The following is a 17,931-nucleotide window of genomic DNA, read 5'->3' on the forward strand; positions in this document are numbered from 1 at the left end:
TTTACGTTAAGGCTGTTTTCTTACTGGCCATTTGTCTCATTAACTATTGCCTACCCTATCCTTCTCATCCGCGGCGCTGCCGTCTGATCGTTTAGCCACCTTGTATGATTTGCCAAAACGATAGGTAAAGGCAAGTGTAAACACCCTTGTATCTCTCCGTAATTTAAAATATTCGGTAGCGTTAGGGAACTGGGTTAGCCCTTCCATCGCATTGGTATAAAAAATATCCCGCGCGCTGAACTTTAAAGTGGCCTTCTTTTTTAACAAGGGCCTTGATATGCCCAGGGATAACTGCCCGGTGGGGGATAATAATTCCTGCACATCGTTGCGGGCCTTTGTGGTATAAAAACCAGAGATCTCGGCGGTATAAATTTTGGCTATGGTAAACTGGTTATTAGCATTAAGATTAAGTTGATCTATTTTACTGGTATAAGTATTGCCGTTAAAGCCTTTCAATTGCTTGTGATTATACAGGGCCTCCATGGTTACATTCCACCAGTTAAACGGCGATACCGAGAGTGTGGATGACAGGCCCAAATTATAAGTACTGCCAACATTGCCTTGCGTATACAAAAGTATTCCCTTGGCGGCATCGTTAAGAAACAGCTGCGAAAAGTAATTTTTGATATTGCTGTAAGATATACTTGTAGCAAGCAGGTTTTTATATTGGTGGCTTAGCTCAAAATTCCAGCTGTACTGCGGCAAAAGGTATGGGTTACCTGTTTGGTAAGTATACTTGTTAATGATAATATAAAACGGATTCAGGTTTTGAAATACCGGTCTGTCAATCCGCCGGCCAGCCGTTAATGTGACGCTGTTGGAAGAATCAGCCTGGTAACTGATGTAGCCGCTGGGGAAAAAGCCGCCGTAATTGCGGGAGAAGGCCGAATCCTTTTGAATAGCATTCCCCAGCTGATGGGCTTTGTAACTGGTATACTCATACCTGATACCAGCCTGAACAGTTAACTTTGAATACTTCTTTTCAAAGGTGCTGTAAACGGCATTGATATTCTCTTTGTATAAAAAATGATTGCTTTTACTGTAGTCTTCCGTCCACTGCAAATCGTCAAGATTTTCATACAACGCGGTATTATCTGTATTGCTATACGATGATTTGTAGCCCGATTGAAATGTGCCACTTTTATCGGTACGCAAGGTATAATCAACCTTTCCCGAAACAATATTTATAATTGTTGGCACGTTGCCGCGGTATATATCCTGGTACCCGCCTGGAGCAAGCAGCGTATTGTTAAAGCTTTGTTGAGTAAGGAAATTATAATGCAGCCAATCAATATCAGCCCCAAGATCCTGTGAGGGAGATATACTGTGCCGGGCATTTAAATTTATAGAACCGTTTTTAAAATGGGTATGGCTTTTGTTGGTGGTTGCTATGGCAGAGTCCACCGCGTTATCAGTATTTAACCAGTTGGCTATCGCCCTGTTATTGCCATGCCTGCCAACAAGAGTACCACTCAATACAATACCTAAAGTTGTTTTAGGGCTAACATAATAATCAAGCCCGGTTTTAATAGTATTGTTTAAAGACGTACCTGATAAGTAAGACGACTGATCAAGCTTTGCTGTTAATATATTGCTGGCATCGTAATACTTTCTTAACGCATACAGATCTAACAGGTACTCCACAAAATTCATGTTGTAATTAAAAAAGGTATTGATCTTACCTGTGCGATAATTTAAAACCAGGCTATTGCTGTTTTTTGGATAAACACCCTGACCAACCGAAGTTGTAAAAGAGCCGTTGAAGCCTTTTTGTTTATTCTTTTTTGTTTTAATGTTGATAATCCCCGCATTGCCGCTTGCATCATACCTGGCGGTAGGATTGGTGATAAGTTCTATCTGCGCTACCTGTGCCGAGCTCATACTGCTCAGCAAGTTGTTCAGGTCGGCGCCGGATAGATAGGTAGGTTTATCATCTATCATAACCAAAACGCCGGCTTTACCTTGCAAGGCTATGCCTCCGTTACGATCAACAGTTACTCCCGGCGATTTCTCCAAAACCTCTAATACGGTTGAGCCTATACTGGTAACAGAAGCATCCACATTCAACACCGTTTTACCCTCTTTTTGCTGAACAAATGGTGTATTGGCAACAATGCTCACTTCCTGCAATGCTGTACTTGATGGCTGCAATATTACGGTATCGGCAGATACGTTAACAGGGAAGTGGTAAACACGGGTACTTTGGGGTTTATAGCCCGTATAGGTAATTAAAAATGTATATGCACCAGCCGCAATGTCGCTAAATGAAGCCTCTCCCATTATATTGCTCATGATAGCCTTTACAGGCTTATCACCTTGTACCAATTTCACCGTAGCCCCCGCTGCCGGCTGCGACTTTTCATTTAAAACTGTAATTACAAATTCAGGCTTATCCGTATATGCCGGCTGACTATAAACACATGAACAAAGAAATAACAACAAAATAAAGCAGTACTTTTTTAACATCATATCAACTAATGTAATCAGAAATTCATAACTAAGACGCTTACTGTCTTTAAGTGTTACATCGGTTATATGCCGCCCTGCCTAACTGCAATATCTTACGGTACTCCTTTGATCAAATGGCCAATGCGCATTAAAATTGGAAAGTGGAAGGGCTGTAGGGAAGGTAACGCCGGCATTTTAAGTCAACACATCAGGGGGTAATCACCTGTTTGCCCCTTAAATTTCCTTTTATATATTTGAGTTAAATGCATCTTCTCTCCATCAGCCAACAAATTCTGCAGGGAATTAAGCAAACCAGCTACCTGGAGTGGATAGGGGCTATTACAGGCATTGCCTGTGTTTACCTGGCTGCCCGGCAAAATATCTGGAACTGGTTAACCGGCATCATCAGCGTAACGGCTTACCTCATTGTTTTTTTTGAGAATGGACTGTTTGGCGATGCTTACCTGCAGATTTATTTCCTGGGTACAGGGATTTATGGCTGGTATTTTTGGTTGCGAAAAAAAGAGAGACATGAGAAACCGGTGAGCACCCTTAGTCCAAAAGAATATGGATGGGTGATCCTGGCTACATTGGCTTTATCATTATTATTGAGCTTATATCTTCAAAAATTCACCTCGAGTACCGTTCCTTATATCGATGGCTTTTGTACAGCAATAAGCTTTGTGGCGCAATTGCTCATGACGCGGAAGATACTCCAAAACTGGGCGCTTTGGGTATTTGTTGATATTTGCTATGTGCCGCTATACATTTATAAAAGCCTGTATGTAACTGCCATATTATATATTGTGTTGCTGATATTGGCTACTATAGGTTATATTGACTGGTATAAGGAATATAAAGCAATAAAACCTGCCGAAGAAGTATAACTTCTACTCAAAAACCATCTCGTCATCAACCCATCCATCCAGTTCATATGGATTATGGCTTACAATGAGGGTTGTTGTGCCCAGTTCCTGCAAAATTATTTTCAATTCGGCTATCAGTTCCGTTTTCATTTTAGGGTCGAGCGCGGAGAAGGGCTCATCCATTAAAAGCAGTTTGGGTTTGGTAGTCAGCGCTCGCAGGATAGCCAGGCGTTGTTGTTGCCCACCAGATAAATACTCCGGCTTATGCGTTTGTAATGTTTCCAGCTTGCCTAATAACAGCAATCGTTTTATCCATTGTGCATCAGTGGTGGCATATTCCAGGTGCTGCCTCACAGTCATATTGGGGAATAGGGCATATTGCTGAAATACGAAGCCCACATTCCTTTTTTGAGTAACCAAATTAACCTTTGCAGCTATATCAAACCAGGTAACACCATCGGCAATAATTGTTCCTTTTTCGGGGTTGATTAAACCTGCGATCACTTTTAGGAAAGTGGTTTTACCGGATCCCGAAGGCCCATATATTTTGGTAATACTGCCTGTAATGAATTGCTTATCAATCCGCAATACCTGCTGGCCATGGTAGGCTTTTAGTTTTTTTTCGATAGCTATACTGATCATCCTAAAGGGCTTTTAGCTCGGTACCTGTTAAACACAAAAACAGCTATTACCAGTACAAACGTAATAGAAAACAGAATGAGCGAATAATTATTGGCCGCCGCATAATCCATTTTCTCTACCGAATCATATACCGCTATGGAAGCTACCCTGGTAACGCCGGGTATGTTGCCACCTATCATCAGCACCACGCCAAACTCGCCCAGGGTGTGGGCAAACGTGAGTACAATAGCTGTTAATAACGATGGTTTAATATTAGGCAATAAAACGCTTTTAAATGTTTGCCACTGGGTTTTACCTAAAGTATACGAAGCCTCTGATAAAGCAGCGGGTAATTGCTGCAAAGCAGATTTTACCGGACCAACCATAAAGGGCATACTGTAAATTACCGAAGCCAGTATCAGGCCCTGAAACGAGAATACAAACTGTACACCAAAGCTATCATGCAGCCATTTACCCAGGCCGTGCTGCGGACTAAAAGCCAACAGCAAATAAAACCCCAATACCGATGGTGGCAGTACCAATGGCATAGTGATAATGGCTTCGATAATAATTTTAAAAAAAGATGTTCCCCGCGAAAGCCACCAGGCAAACGGCACACCAATAACCAGCAGCAAAGCTGTTGTAATACCGGCCAATTTTAAAGTAAGCCATATTGGGGAAAGGTCCATCAACAAAAATAGGGGTTATTGCATATGGTAACCATAGCTTGTAAAAATACTTTTAGCTGCCGGGCTTAAAATATACCTGTAAAATTTTTCGGCCCCAGCGTTGCCTGCTCCATGTTTTAATATTACCATGCCCTGCAATATAGGTGTATAATCCTTAGGGTTGATTACCTTATAATATAAAGCGGTTTTATGCTCTGTTTCCTTAATAAATGATTGTGTGGTAAACCCAATATCGGCAACCCCGGTTGTGATGTAGGTATTTACCTGCGATATACTTTCACCATAAACTGTTTTAGATTTTACATCATCTAAAATGCCCTTCTTTTTTAATACTTCTTCGGCTGCTTTGCCGTAGGGCGCTATCGCCGGGTTTGCTATTGCAATCTTTTTTACCCTGGCGGTTAATAAAAGTCGTTCCCAATTATTAAAGCCTATATTTTGCCAGCTACAGATGATGAGACTACCCTGGGCGTAAACAACCGGTTTATCTGTAGCAAAGCCATTTTTAAACAAGGTTTCGGGGAAACTCATATCGGCAGATAAAAACACATCAAAGGGAGCACCATTACTGATCTGCGCCACCAACTTGCCCGATGAACCAATGACAGGTTCAATTACAATTCCCGTTTTTTGCCTGAAATCTTTTTGCAATGCCTCAATAACCGATTGCAAGTTGGCTGCAGCCGCAACCCGCACATTTTGTGCATATCCGGGCAAATGTGCCATTATGCTCAAAGCAATAAAAAAAATTATGCTTTTTAATGGCTTGCTATTGTATTGTTCGTGCTTCATGGGTTTTTATTTTTATCTACTAAGCCGGCGTCGGTTTCTATTGGTATTAAAGCGTATCAGAAATTAAAAAACAACGGGCTCAACGGTATAACAGCACAAATATATACTTGTTATGCCGTTTATTGATTTATATATTAGTGGAGTTCCGCAGTTAAATAAACCAATTTTACATCAATTTAAAACAAAAAAGCTTTAATAAAGACCTGCCTTTCTATGAAAAAAAATTTCAGTAAAGCCCTCCTGGTACCCCTTATTACACTTGCCATTTTAGGTGCCGAAGCCTGTAGCAAAAAAACTACTGTTACTACGCCCTCGCCCGTTACACCGGTAACGCCAACACCCCCTTTAACCAGCGATGTTGCCATGTGGCTTACCACTGCAGATCAATCTCAGGCTTTTACTAAACAAAACGTAGCTATAAACTTTGGCACCGGCACAACAGCCGGTACCGTCATTAATATAGATGCCGCTACCACTTATCAAACCATTGAAGGCTTTGGCTATTGCCTTACCGGGGGCAGCGCACAGGTTATTAACCTGATGAACGACGCACAAAAAACCGAGTTGTTAACAGACCTGTTTGCAACAGATGGCACACACATCGGCGTAAGTTACCTCAGGATCAGCATTGGCGCATCAGATATGAGCGCCTTTGATTATACCTATGATGAAGTTACGCCCGGCCAAACCGATGTCGACCTTAAAAGCTTCTCTATAGTTCAGGAAAAAACAGATCTGATCCCTGTATTAAAAAAGATCCTCGCTATCAATCCAAACATAAAAATACTGGCCTCACCATGGACCGCCCCAACCTGGATGAAAAGCGCCGTAATTGGCGATGGCGGTTTTAAAGGCGGGCGTTTAAACACTGCTTATTATGATGCCTATGCCCGCTATTTTGCAAAATACATACAGGCCATGAAAGCCGAGGGTATAACCATTGATGCCATTACCCCACAAAATGAGCCACTAAATGCCTATAATAATCCGGCGATGACCATGCAAGCCAGCGAACAGGCCGATTTTATAAAAAACAACCTGGGGCCGCAATTTAAAACAGCAGGGCTAAGCACCAAAATTATAGCCTATGACCATAATGCCGACCATACCGATTACCCTACGTATATTTTAAGGATGCTGCTGCCAGCGCCTATATTGATGGTTCTGCATTCCATTTGTATGCGGGCAATATTAATTCGCTTTTGGCCCTGCATGATGCCTATCCCAACAAGAACCTTTATTTTACCGAGCAGTACACGCCATCAGAGGGAGGTTTTGCAGGCGACCTTTCCTGGCATTTTACCAACTTAATTATTGGGGCTACCCGCAACTGGTGCCGCAATGTATTGGAATGGAACCTAGCCACCGACCCAAGTTACGGCCCTCATACCGGCGGTGGCTGCAGTACCTGCCGCGGCGCTATCACCGTTAACGCATCATCTGGTGTTACCCGCAATGTATCCTATTATATAATAGCCCATGCATCAAAATTTGTAAGGCCCGGCGCAGTGCGTATAGCCTCAGATTACCTATCGGCATTACCTAATGTGGCATTCAAAAACACCGATGGATCAAAGGTGCTTATTGTTTTAAACCCCGGCAGTACACCACAAACTTTTAGCTTTAAAATTGATGGAAAATCGGCGTCTACAACGCTTGCAGCAGGTGCGGTGGCTACTTATGTGTGGTAATTTTCAATACTTTATAAAAGTTTCATTAAAGTTAATTTACTTCAAAAAAATCTTTAAATAACTGTATTATATACTTTTAATAGGATTATAAAAAGAAATATACTATTATTGTATCCGGCCTGACGCTAACCAAACTAACCAGCTTTCGTACCTGCAAAACCAAGCTGCGGGTACGAAAGAAAATTACCCCGTTACCTGCGTATGTATAAACTTTTATCGAGATATTTTACCCCGGCTTTACTGTTATTTTTTTGTCTCGTTAATAGCGTATCTGCACAAATTGCTGTACCGCTGAATGATAAAGTTAAGCAACACATATTTGAATATAAGCAGGTGTATTATTTTGAAGATACTACAGCCCAGTTAAAATTCAGCCAGGCCGATATCTCCGCTTTTGACAAACATTTCCGGGTAAATCCAGAACCTACCCCGGTAACCAGGAACGTTAAGTCCGCCTATTGGTATCGTATAAAAATAGGCCACACTGCTGGTACTAAAAACAACTGGCTGCTGGAGTTTTTCGATCAGACGATAGATAGCATTACCGTTTATTCGCCCATCGCTCCCAATAAATATACCCCAACACTTTTGGGCAGCAGCCGTCCCTTTTCGGATAGGTTTTATCACCATAAAAATTTCAGTCTGAATTTAAATACCCCTAAAGACGCGGATGCGATCTATTACATCCGCATCAGATCGCACCATTCTGTAAACGTGATTATGGTTTTGCGTACGGTGAGCTGGTTTATCAGCTACGCGCTTGATGAGTATTTCTTTTTTGGGGTGTTTTATGGAATGATATTGGTTTTCGGCCTGTATAACCTCATGATGTTTATAGCTATGCGCAAGGTGCAATACCTGTACTACATCGCCTATAACATTAGCATTGGCCTTTACGAAATGTGTGCCGATGGCATAGCCTATCAATACATCTGGCCCAACAACCCGGGCTGGAATCAGTATGCTTATGGCATAGCCTTGTTTGCCGCCAGTATTTTTGCAGTGCTGTTTACCCAAAGCCTGCTCAATTTAAAGGTAAACGCGCCCCGTTTACATCAAGCTACCAGTTTGGTAATAGTATTACGCTGCTTGTATTTTCTGGCTTGCATCACCATAAACAACAGTTGGTTTAACTATAAGATCATTGAATTTATACCCCTGCTGCTGGCCTTTTATGCGGGCTGCTATACCTGGGCTACCGGGTATAAACCAGCCCGTTTTTTTGTTATCGGTTATTGTTTTTTGCTGATAGGCTTTGTTATTAAAAGCTGCATTGCCTTAAATATGTGGTTTTTGCCGGTTACTGAGTTTGATTATTATAGCCTGAGCGTTTGCTTTATCACCGAAATGCTTTTCATCTCCTTTGCTATTGGCGATAAAGTGAGAATCCTGAAGAAGGAAAAGGATGATGCCCAGCAGGATATTATTCAACAAATGAAGCAGAATGAGGAATTAAAAGACATTTTGAATAAGCGCCTGGAAGAGCAGGTACAGCAACGCACCAAAGAGCTGGTTGAAAAATCATCCATGATAGCCGAGCAGAACGAGGAGCTGCGATCAGTGAACGACCTGCTGCAGCACCAGGCCGAAGAAATTTCGCGCATGAATGTGCTGCTCGAAAAAGACAATGTTACCCTGCATAACAACATCGAGAAGGTAACTCACGACCGTGTAATGTCGGCCGAGGTAGATTTTGAGGAGTTTAGCAAGATTTATCCTGATAGAGAAACTTGCTTCAAATTTTTGTCAGATTTGAAATGGGAGAACGCTTACGCCTGCCGAAAATGCAGTGGTACACATTATGGCGGCGGGCACTTACCTTATAGTCGCAGGTGTTCAAAATGTGGTTACGAAGAATCGGTGATAGCGTATACCATTTTACAAAACACCCGCATCCCCATCAATAAAGCCTTTTACATGATTTTTTTAATGTACTCTACCAAAGGCAAGATCTCATCGCATAAACTGTCCGAGATCCTGTCTATCCGCCAGAGTACCTGCTGGGCTTACAGCACACGAATTAAAAAGGCGATGGAAGCCCAAAAAAAGGAGATCAAAAACGCGGGATCCAAGGGCTGGAGTAAATTGGTGATTGATAATTCGGTGGATTGAGCGAAGATTAGGGATGGTGCTGCGATAAGAGGATGACTACAGCCTAAATCGCGTACTGACAAGAATCTTAAATTGGTGAAAAATATATCTTCCATGATCTAAGGGGCTTGATTTTGTGATGTCCCCCAGTCGGGTAGCCTCTCCGAGGCAAATATCTTATAACCATCTTTTTCTACAAACAGGTTATCCCTACGGGATATTTTTTCGTCAATTTACAATTTCTCAGCAATTTCAGATGCCTCGGAGAGGCTACATATTTGTAGAAAAACATCAGAAATATTCTTTTGCTCCATAGGAGCTACCCTAATTTCGTTGTCATTGTACCTCTTCCTGAGGTTATCGCTTTAGTCTTTTTCCATTGTTTGCCCTCAAACAATGAAGATAAATCGATGCTAAGAAAAACAAGCGACCTGACATGGAGTCTTTGCGCGAAACCTCTTAGTTTAATGATATCTCAATTATCTCGCTTATAAACCCTGCAGTCCTCTCGGCCGTGATTATATTTTTTTTCTTTAAAATTAACTGCTATACAAGCGTATCACAAAAAAAACACATCTCTTAAAAATCCTTTAACAAATCATCCAAAGGCATATTTTTCAGTTTTATGCCTGCGTTTCAACCGTATTAAAATATCCATAATATACTATTAATCAGTTATTTACGAACATTTATATTGTTAATTACGTTTAAAATAACATAGATTTGTTTTACAATTATAAACCAGACATAAGCCTGTCTTCCTGAAAAACTATTTTGAGCTATGCTATTCTGCCTGCGTTCAAACTACTGTGTTTTAAGCATTGGTTAAATCGATAAAGCGATTTAGCAGATGCGTAGCCAGCTTTTTGCCATGGAATTTTGTGTGCAATCAATTAAACCAAATAATAATTTTATGAAGATCAATTACAAATTCAAGTGGCTGGCAGTCCTCACCCTGCTACCTGCTGTCCTGTTATTTTCCTGTAAAAAGGATGCCAACACCGGAACGGCAAACGCCCAGACAAAAACCGGAACAATAGCCCGTGCCGCCAATGAAGTGGTGAATGCATGGGTAACCACATCCGATCAATCGAAGCTTTTGCAGGCACAAACCAGTTTTAACTTTGCTGCAGACGCGGGCACAAATGCCACAACTGTAACAGTTGACGAGAATACCACTTACCAGGGTATTGATGGTTTCGGTTTTACTTTAACAGGCGGTAGCGCCGGTTTACTAAACGGTCTTGGCGGCAACCAGGCCGCTGTTTTAAATGAACTTTTCGGCACCGCGAACGGGCAGATCGGTATCAGCTATCTACGGATCAGCATTGGCGCGTCAGACTTGAGTTCCAGCGATTTTACTTACAACCAGGTGGCAGGCGATGTGAATATGACCAATTTCAGCATCAGCCAGGAAAACCAGGATATGCTGCCCATCCTGAAAAAGATTATCGCCATCAATCCATCCATTAAAATTATTGCCACCCCCTGGACAGCCCCAACCTGGATGAAAGTTAACACCACAGGCAACAATGGCTATACAGGCGGTAGTTTAAATACGGCCTATTATGATGCCTATGCCCGCTATTTTGTAAAATACTTGCAGGCCATGCAGGCACAGGGTATTACCATTGATGCCATTACCCCGCAAAACGAGCCGCTAAACCCCTACAACAACCCAAGTATGGTGATGCAGGCAACAGAGCAGGCTACTTTTATTAAAAACAATCTTGGTCCGCAAATACGGGCGGCAGGTTTTGCCACCAAGATCATCGCTTATGATCATAATGCCGATGTGCCCAGCTACGCCACCACTGTTTTAGGCGATGCCGGCGCTAATCCTTATGTTGATGGCTCGGCCTTTCACTTGTATGCAGGTGACATCAGTGCGTTAACAACTGTTCATAATGCCTACCCCAATAAAAACGTGTACTTTACCGAGCAGTGGGTTGGTGCGCCAAGCAATTTTGGCGGCGACCTTTCATGGCATGTTAATACCCTCATTATTGGCGGTACCCGTAACTGGAGCCGCAATGTACTGGAGTGGAACCTGGCTGCCGATCCTAACAATAATCCCCATACCGCAGGCGGTTGCAGCACTTGCCTGGGTGGTATAACCGTAAGCGGTACTTCTATTACACGCAATGTTGGTTATTATATTATTGGCCATGCTGCCCGTTTTGTACGGCCGGGCGCTGTGCGTATTTCTTCCAACCTTTCTGGCAGTATCCAAAACGTGGCCTTTAAAAACTCCGATGGCAGCAAGGTGCTAATCGCGCTTAATAATGGCTCATCTGCAGTTAGTTTTAAAGTTAAATGGGGTACAGAATCATTCACTTATTCTTTAGCAGCCGGTGCCGTGGCAACCTTTAAATGGAGTGGCACCCAATCAAGCGGATCATCATCCAGTGCTCCTATTGGTTCTGTTATTACATTAAAAGGCATCAATAACCAATATATAAGCAGCGAAAACGGTACTGTGGCCATGAACTGCAACCGCCCAACCGCTTCTGCATGGGAGCAATTTACTGTGGTTGATGCCGGCGCAGGCAAGATAGCCTTACAAGGCATGGGCAAATATGTATCATCAGAAAACGGCACACAAGCCATCACCTGTAACCGCGCTACATACGGCGATTGGGAAAAATTTGACTGGGTGGTTAATGCCGATGGTAAAATATCACTGAAAGGCAACAACGGCAAGTACATCTCGAGCGAGAACGGCACCCAGGCCATGACCTGTAACCGGGCCACTATATCTGGCTGGGAAGCTTTCGGGGTAAATCAATAGCTAAACTTATGTAATTAAAAAAATGTCATTTCGATAGAGCAAGGGCAGGATTAAGGGGGTGGGGCGAAAGAGAAACTGTTTCTTGAGCGATAGCGAAAAATCTTATGTAACTTTTCATACAAACTTTGCAGATTAGCTTTGCAGGGCGCAGAAGATTCCTCCTCGTACCTCGTTCGGAATGACATTTTTATTGGGAAGAGTAGAATTAATCATCAAAAATCGCAATCCACCAATTTTATAATACAAAATACCAACCTTATGAATCAATTCTTAAATTATGCAAAAGGAGCCTTTACAATAATGGCCCTTGCCACTTTGGCCATTGCTTGTAAAAAGGACGCGAACAAGCAAGCACCCGCAACTGCGAACACCCAAACCAACCAGGCCACCACCCCGAGGGCGGCAACGCTGGTATGGAGCGATGAGTTTAATGGAACCAGCGTAAACACCGCCAACTGGAACCTGGACAACGGCAACCCAAACGTGAATAACGAGAAGGAATATTATCAATCAGCCAATGCTACCGTATCGGGGGGATATTTAACCATTACCGCCCGCAAGCAAACAGTGGGCGGTCAGCCTTATACCTCGGCCAAACTAACCACTGCCGGTAAATTCCAGCCAACTTACGGGCGCATCGAGGCCAGCATTATGCTACCTGCAGTACAGGGAACCTGGCCCGCTTTCTGGATGCTGGGCGCCAATATAGGCACAGCAGGCTGGCCGCAATGTGGCGAAATTGACATTATGGAGCAGGTAAATACCTCGAACACCATTTTAGGCACCATGCATTGGTATGTTAATGGGCATAGTCAATACGGTGGCAGCACTACTACTACACCAACAGGCTTCCATACCTATGCAGTGGAGTGGGATACCAATTCTATCAAATGGTATGTTGATAATACACTTTATGTAACCGGTAATATTGCCAACAACATCAATAATACAGGGGCTTTTCATAATCCATTTTTCATCATCCTTAACCTGGCTATAGGTGGCGATCTGCCGGGCAATACCATTAACGATGGTGCTTTGCCTTGCAACATGGTGGTTGATTATGTACGCGTTTATGATCTTTCGGGCAGTACAACTTCTCCTCCTATCGGTTCAAACATCACCCTTAAAGGTTTCAATAACCAATATGTAAGCGGCGAAAATGGCACGCAAGCCATGAATTGTAACCGCCCTACAGCTTCGGCATGGGAAACATTTACGATTGTTGATGCCGGTGGCGGCAAAGTTGCCTTGCAAAGTATGGGTAAATATGTATCATCAGAAAACGGCGTACAGGCCATTACCTGCAACCGCGCCACTATTGGCGACTGGGAAAAGTTTGACTGGGTGCCTACTACCGATGGTAAAGTAACCCTGCGTGGTAATAATGGTAAGTTTATCTCCAGCGAAAATGGCACACAAGCCATGACCTGCACCCGTGCAACGGCTTCGGGCTGGGAGTCATTTGGGATAAATCAATAGTTATCAATTATATTTAGCCTGCCTTTAACCACAAGGCAGGCTAATTTTTACCTGATGAAGAAACTTACAGTTTTTGTTTCAATACTGATGTGCTGCATTAAGCCCCTGCATGCCCAGATGATACAAAAAAAACTACAGGTGGATGTATCAACAGGTTACCAGCAGGAAAACTTTCACTGGTCCATATCCGGCAACATCAGCGGGCAAAGTCCAAATGTTCTTTCTGAGCTTAAATGGACAAAAGTTGCAGGGCAAAATTTTGCGGCATCCGCAATCTGGAATTTTTACAAACGATTGGTTATCTATGTCGATTACTCCCGGCAATTTATATCATCGGGCACGGTAAACGATGCTGATTATAGTGCAGATAACCGAAGCAATTCCACCTATAATGAAACCTTTAATGCCAATAGGGGCAACTCCAGTTTATGGAACTTAGGGGCTGGCTATATTATTTTTAACTCGGGCGGCTTTGGCCTTACCTCCATTTTAGGTTATACTGAAAATAAAGAATCCCTGCGCCTGCTTGATCGCGGCAACATGTTCCCCAATCTTAATAGTTCCTACGCACCGCGTTGGAAAGGTGGCTTCCTTAAATTAACACCATTTGTATCTATCATCAAAAGGCTTGAATTTAAAGCTGACATCACCTATCAACAGGTAGGCTACAATAGCAACGGCAACTGGAATTTGATCACCAGCTTTCAGCACCCCATCAGCTACCAACACCACGCGAATGGTTACGGCATACAAGCGGGCGGCAAATTAAGTTACCATATTACCAACAATACCGTTATAAACCTTGGCGGCGGCTATTTTACCTGGCAAACCGGTAACGGCACCGATGTACTTTACCTCAGCACTGGCGAGGTTGACAAAACCCAACTGAACAGCGTGTCCCGAAATGGTTTCCAGGTATACGGTGGGCTTAGTTTGATGTGGTAGAGCCAAAAAAGCCTGCCTATTTCTCATCACAATTTGTAGGGAATGCATTATCCTATAACTGAATTTTTGTTTAGTTTCGGATAGAATAAACCACGCTTTTTTAAACCATAACACCTTTCCTGATGAAGATTAAGTTTTTACTCTCGCTTTGCCTGTGTTTTCCTGCTTCGCTATTATTAGCACAATCTGCCAAAAACTATCATGTAAAATCACCCGACGGAAAAATTGATCTGGGCATTACCACCGGCACTACAATCAGCTGGTGGGTAAAGCACGAGGATACGGAAGTAATCACACCATCAACCATATCAATGACTTTGGCTGGTGACGATGTATTGGGTAAAAACACGGTAGTAAAATCGGCAAAAACTTCATCTGTAAATGAGTATTTTAATACGCCCATCTACAAAAAAGACAAAGTACACGATCAATATAACCAGGTTACCCTCAGTTTTAAAGGCGATTACAGCGTGGTGTTCCGGGCTTATAACGATGGCGTAGCTTACCGCTTTATCACCCAAAAAAAGGGAGATCTCACCATAGTTAATGAGGAAGCCAACTTCAATTTCAAGGACGATGACAAAGCCTACCTGCCCTTTGTAAACGATTTCAGGAACAAAGATAAGTGGACCACCTCCTTTGAGGCCCTGTATGATAACATCAATATATCTGCAGTAAAGAAAGATACACTTGCCTTTTTACCCATTTTGGTTGACGTTGGCAGCCCCCGCAAAGCTGCAATTTTGGAGGCCGACCTGGAAAACTACCCCGGCATGTATTTAACCAGTGACGGTGTAAATAGTAAAAGCCTGAAGGGTGCATTTGCTAAATACCCTACAGTAGAGCAAACCGGCGGCTACGCCAATATGAATTATGTGGTTAATGGTCGTGCAGATTATATTGCCAAAACTACCGGCAGCCGCAGTTTTCCATGGCGTGTAGTAATTATTAGTACCGAAGACAGACAACTGGCCAATAGCGATATGGTGCAGAAACTGGCGTCCCCCTCACGCGTAGCCGATTTATCATGGATTAAGCCGGGCAAAGTAGCCTGGGACTGGTGGAACGATTGGAACATTACTCATGTGGACTTTAAGGCCGGCATCAATAACCCAACCTATAAATACTATATTGATTTTGCATCAGCCAATAAAATAGAATATGTGGTGCTGGACGAAGGATGGTCGAACATTGTGGATCTTAACCAGATTTCGCCGGAGATCAACCTGCAGGAACTGTTGGATTACGCTAAGCAAAAGAATGTTGGCCTTATTTTGTGGACCAGCTGGTATGCCCTTACCCGCCAAACGGATGCGGCTTTTGCTAAATTTTCGCAGATGGGAGTGAAGGGGTTCAAGATAGATTTTATTGACCGCGACGATCAGAAAATGGTTTCATCACTATATGAAATAGCACAAAAAGCCGCCGACCACCATCTGATGGTTGATTATCATGGCATGTACAAACCCAGCGGCATCCAGCGCACATTTCCAAACATCATCAATTTTGAGGGGGTAAAAGGCCTGGAGAATGTAAAATGGGGCGTAACCAACCATCCCGGCTATGATGTAAGTATACCCTTTATCCGCATGCTATCAGGGCCTATGGATTATACGCCCGGTGCTATGAGAAACTCAAGCAAAGCTAATTTTCGCCCGGTTAATGGCAATCCCATGAGCCAGGGTACACGCTGCCACCAATTGGCTATGTACACCATATTTGAAGCGCCACTGCAAATGCTGGCCGATAACCCTACCATATACACCAAAGAGCAGGAAAGTACCGATTTTATAACCTCAGTACCTACCACATTTAATGAAACAGTAGCCCTTGATGGTAAAGTTGGCGAATTTGTAGCTATTTCCCGCCGCAAAGGCACTACCTGGTATACAGGCGCCATGAGCAACTGGGATGCGAGGGAACTCAGTATTGATCTCGCGTTTTTAGGTGATGGCGACTATAAGGCAACCATATTTGAAGATGGCGTTAATGCCGATAAGGATGCTACCGATTATAAACGAACAGTGGTGAACGTTACATCGAAAGATAAATTACCGGTTAAGCTGGCACCCGGCGGTGGCTGGGCAGCAAGGTTTGAGAAAGTAAATTAAAATACATAAGTGACTAATATTCAATATGATTAAAACTTAGATTAAGCACTTAACGACTACCGTAGTTTAAAAGATGTTTTATAGTTTATAATTAAAGTGCTTATTTTGCGCCAATCTATAAATTATGATTAGGAGAATACATCGGCATGTGAGGACTGCCCGTTTCATTGTTTATAAAGAAACGCTTGTTGATTATAAAGAACATCTGTGGACTTTTATAGGTTCGTTTTTAGGAATAGGGATCATAGGTTTTTTTAGCAGCTTTTATTTTAGTGCTGCAGATAATTTATTCCTCATTGGTTCATTTGGAGCATCGTCGGTATTAATTTATGGCATTATTAATAGTCCGCTGGCGCAACCGCGTAATTTAATTGGCGGGCACGTAATATGCGCACTTGTTGGTGTTACCATGCATAAGCTCATTCCTCATGAAATATGGCTGTCATCGGCCCTGGCGGTGTCCGTTTCAATTGTATTAATGCAGATCACCAAAACATTGCATCCTCCCGGCGGGGCTACGGCCTTGATTGCCAATATTGGTTCGGCTAAAATCCAGGCTTTAGGCTACCTGTATGTATTAAGTCCGGTATTATCGGGTGCGGTTGTGCTTTTACTTGTTGCCCTGCTTGTTAACAACATGACAAGCCATCGCAAATATCCAAATAATAAAAAATGGTATAAGGTATGGCGCAGGTACCAGCGATAGTTGAACCTAAATGCTTGTTTCCTCGGTAAGCTTAATCAACATATTTTCGTTTTTTATGAGGATGCTTTTTCCGGCAACTTCTATGATCTTTTCCTCGATCAGATCGTTAATAGTGCGGAATAGTGATTCATACGCGGCGCCGGTAAAAGCAGCCAGGTCCTGCCTGCTGAGATCGATATTTAAAAAACCTTCCCCGTTTAAACCAAATTTATTTTTCAGTGATATCAGTGCCTGTGCAACACGGCCTTTAACGGGCATGTGGGCTAAATTCCGCATTCTCTTTTCTGACTCCTGCAACTCATTGGCAAAAAATCGCATGAGTTTTATCACAAAGTTATTGTTAACGTTCAGGGTAGATTCCAGGAAATCCATACCAATATAGCAGATCATCCCGGCTTCGATAGCCGTTGCCGATACCGGGTAAAAACCAGTATCGCCCAGCCCAAGATGACCCACGATATCGCCTTTTTGTGCAAAACGTAATATCAACTCCTTTTCGGCATCCCACTTTTTATGAACCTTTATTTTACCCTCATAAACAAAGTAGATTCCGGTAACAGGATCGCCTTCCTTAAAGATCACCTCTCCTTTTTTTACCACATGGTTTTCCCTGCGGGCCGCAATAACGGGGATCCAATCACTTAAACAATGCATGCATAAAAAGCAGCTTTTTAAATCACAGATATTTTTACTTTTCGCCA

General features: G+C 42.8%; 14 protein-coding genes. 9 read left to right on the forward strand and 5 right to left on the reverse strand.

All coding sequences use genetic code 11. The annotated features are described in order from the left end of the window. Positions 1-39: 39 nt before the first annotated feature. Positions 40-2,469, reverse strand: a complete 2,430-nt coding sequence (locus AC1D0K_RS16235) for an outer membrane beta-barrel protein (protein WP_477391886.1) — start codon at positions 2,467-2,469, stop codon at positions 40-42. Positions 2,470-2,711: 242 nt separating this feature from the next. On the opposite strand from AC1D0K_RS16235, the gene pnuC reads away from it, so the two are divergent. Further along, complete coding sequence (gene pnuC, locus AC1D0K_RS16240) at positions 2,712-3,335, forward strand: nicotinamide riboside transporter PnuC (protein ID WP_477391887.1); 624 nt, start codon at positions 2,712-2,714, stop codon at positions 3,333-3,335. 3 nt (positions 3,336-3,338) lie between these two features. Here pnuC and AC1D0K_RS16245 read toward each other — a convergent pair whose 3' ends face one another. From AC1D0K_RS16245 to modA, 3 genes are read right to left on the reverse strand one after another with little or no spacing between them, the layout of a single operon-like run. Beyond that, entirely contained in the window at positions 3,339-3,956 is a 618-nt protein-coding gene (locus tag AC1D0K_RS16245) for an ATP-binding cassette domain-containing protein (protein WP_477391888.1), read from the reverse strand. Then, positions 3,953-4,624: a molybdate ABC transporter permease subunit gene (gene modB / locus AC1D0K_RS16250; protein ID WP_477391889.1), complete on the reverse strand. Its 672-nt coding sequence runs from the start codon at positions 4,622-4,624 to the stop codon at positions 3,953-3,955. The genes AC1D0K_RS16245 and modB overlap by 4 nt, the downstream gene beginning before the upstream one ends. A 15-nt stretch (positions 4,625-4,639) precedes the next feature. Continuing rightward, positions 4,640-5,416: a molybdate ABC transporter substrate-binding protein gene (gene modA, locus AC1D0K_RS16255; RefSeq protein ID WP_477391890.1), complete on the reverse strand. Its 777-nt coding sequence runs from the start codon at positions 5,414-5,416 to the stop codon at positions 4,640-4,642. Between the two features lie 213 nt (positions 5,417-5,629). Here modA and AC1D0K_RS16260 point away from each other — a divergent pair, with 213 nt between their 5' ends. The 8 genes from AC1D0K_RS16260 (at position 5,630) to AC1D0K_RS16295 (ending at position 17,230) form a co-directional block, all read left to right on the forward strand. Further along, on the forward strand, positions 5,630-6,727 hold the full coding sequence (locus AC1D0K_RS16260; protein ID WP_477391891.1) for a glycoside hydrolase family 30 protein: 1,098 nt from the start codon (positions 5,630-5,632) through the stop codon (positions 6,725-6,727). A 35-nt stretch (positions 6,728-6,762) separates the two neighbouring features. After that, the gene (locus AC1D0K_RS16265) at positions 6,763-7,107 is read left to right on the forward strand and encodes a glycoside hydrolase family 30 beta sandwich domain-containing protein (RefSeq protein ID WP_477391892.1); all 345 of its coding nucleotides are present in this window, start codon (positions 6,763-6,765) and stop codon (positions 7,105-7,107) included. Positions 7,108-7,308: 201 nt separating this feature from the next. Continuing rightward, positions 7,309-9,219, forward strand: coding sequence for a 7TM diverse intracellular signaling domain-containing protein (locus tag AC1D0K_RS16270; RefSeq protein WP_477391893.1), 1,911 nt, complete (start codon positions 7,309-7,311; stop codon positions 9,217-9,219). A gap of 892 nt (positions 9,220-10,111) precedes the next feature. Further along, positions 10,112-11,989 carry a glycoside hydrolase family 30 beta sandwich domain-containing protein gene (locus tag AC1D0K_RS16275; protein WP_477391894.1) on the forward strand — a complete coding sequence of 626 codons (1,878 nt, stop codon included), beginning with the start codon at positions 10,112-10,114 and terminating at the stop codon, positions 11,987-11,989. Between the two features lie 258 nt (positions 11,990-12,247). Then, entirely contained in the window at positions 12,248-13,468 is a 1,221-nt protein-coding gene (locus AC1D0K_RS16280) for a family 16 glycosylhydrolase (protein WP_477391895.1), read from the forward strand. 54 nt (positions 13,469-13,522) lie between these two features. Next, on the forward strand, positions 13,523-14,413 hold the full coding sequence (locus tag AC1D0K_RS16285; protein ID WP_477391896.1) for a hypothetical protein: 891 nt from the start codon (positions 13,523-13,525) through the stop codon (positions 14,411-14,413). A 122-nt stretch (positions 14,414-14,535) separates the two neighbouring features. Further along, the gene (locus AC1D0K_RS16290) at positions 14,536-16,524 is read left to right on the forward strand and encodes a glycoside hydrolase family 97 protein (RefSeq protein ID WP_477391897.1); all 1,989 of its coding nucleotides are present in this window, start codon (positions 14,536-14,538) and stop codon (positions 16,522-16,524) included. Positions 16,525-16,648: 124 nt separating this feature from the next. Then, positions 16,649-17,230 carry an HPP family protein gene (locus tag AC1D0K_RS16295; protein ID WP_477391898.1) on the forward strand — a complete coding sequence of 194 codons (582 nt, stop codon included), beginning with the start codon at positions 16,649-16,651 and terminating at the stop codon, positions 17,228-17,230. 6 nt (positions 17,231-17,236) lie between these two features. On the opposite strand, the gene AC1D0K_RS16300 is transcribed toward AC1D0K_RS16295, so the two are convergent. Continuing rightward, positions 17,237-17,884, reverse strand: a complete 648-nt coding sequence (locus AC1D0K_RS16300; protein ID WP_477391899.1) for a Crp/Fnr family transcriptional regulator — start codon at positions 17,882-17,884, stop codon at positions 17,237-17,239. Between the last annotated feature and the right edge of the window lie 47 nt (positions 17,885-17,931).

This window comes from Mucilaginibacter sp. P1_A3, from assembly GCF_056406855.1.

Coding starts and splice junctions, on each gene's coding strand:
- AC1D0K_RS16295 (WP_477391898.1), top strand. CDS start 16,649: ATGATTAGGAGAATACATCGGCATGTGAGGACTGCCCGTTTCATTGTT.
- AC1D0K_RS16245 (WP_477391888.1), bottom strand. CDS start 3,956: ATGATCAGTATAGCTATCGAAAAAAAACTAAAAGCCTACCATGGCCAG.
- AC1D0K_RS16280 (WP_477391895.1), top strand. CDS start 12,248: ATGAATCAATTCTTAAATTATGCAAAAGGAGCCTTTACAATAATGGCC.
- pnuC (WP_477391887.1), top strand. CDS start 2,712: ATGCATCTTCTCTCCATCAGCCAACAAATTCTGCAGGGAATTAAGCAA.
- modA (WP_477391890.1), bottom strand. CDS start 5,416: ATGAAGCACGAACAATACAATAGCAAGCCATTAAAAAGCATAATTTTT.
- AC1D0K_RS16270 (WP_477391893.1), top strand. CDS start 7,309: ATGTATAAACTTTTATCGAGATATTTTACCCCGGCTTTACTGTTATTT.
- AC1D0K_RS16290 (WP_477391897.1), top strand. CDS start 14,536: ATGAAGATTAAGTTTTTACTCTCGCTTTGCCTGTGTTTTCCTGCTTCG.
- AC1D0K_RS16275 (WP_477391894.1), top strand. CDS start 10,112: ATGAAGATCAATTACAAATTCAAGTGGCTGGCAGTCCTCACCCTGCTA.
- modB (WP_477391889.1), bottom strand. CDS start 4,624: ATGGACCTTTCCCCAATATGGCTTACTTTAAAATTGGCCGGTATTACA.
- AC1D0K_RS16235 (WP_477391886.1), bottom strand. CDS start 2,469: ATGATGTTAAAAAAGTACTGCTTTATTTTGTTGTTATTTCTTTGTTCA.
- AC1D0K_RS16260 (WP_477391891.1), top strand. CDS start 5,630: ATGAAAAAAAATTTCAGTAAAGCCCTCCTGGTACCCCTTATTACACTT.
- AC1D0K_RS16300 (WP_477391899.1), bottom strand. CDS start 17,884: ATGCATTGTTTAAGTGATTGGATCCCCGTTATTGCGGCCCGCAGGGAA.
- AC1D0K_RS16285 (WP_477391896.1), top strand. CDS start 13,523: ATGAAGAAACTTACAGTTTTTGTTTCAATACTGATGTGCTGCATTAAG.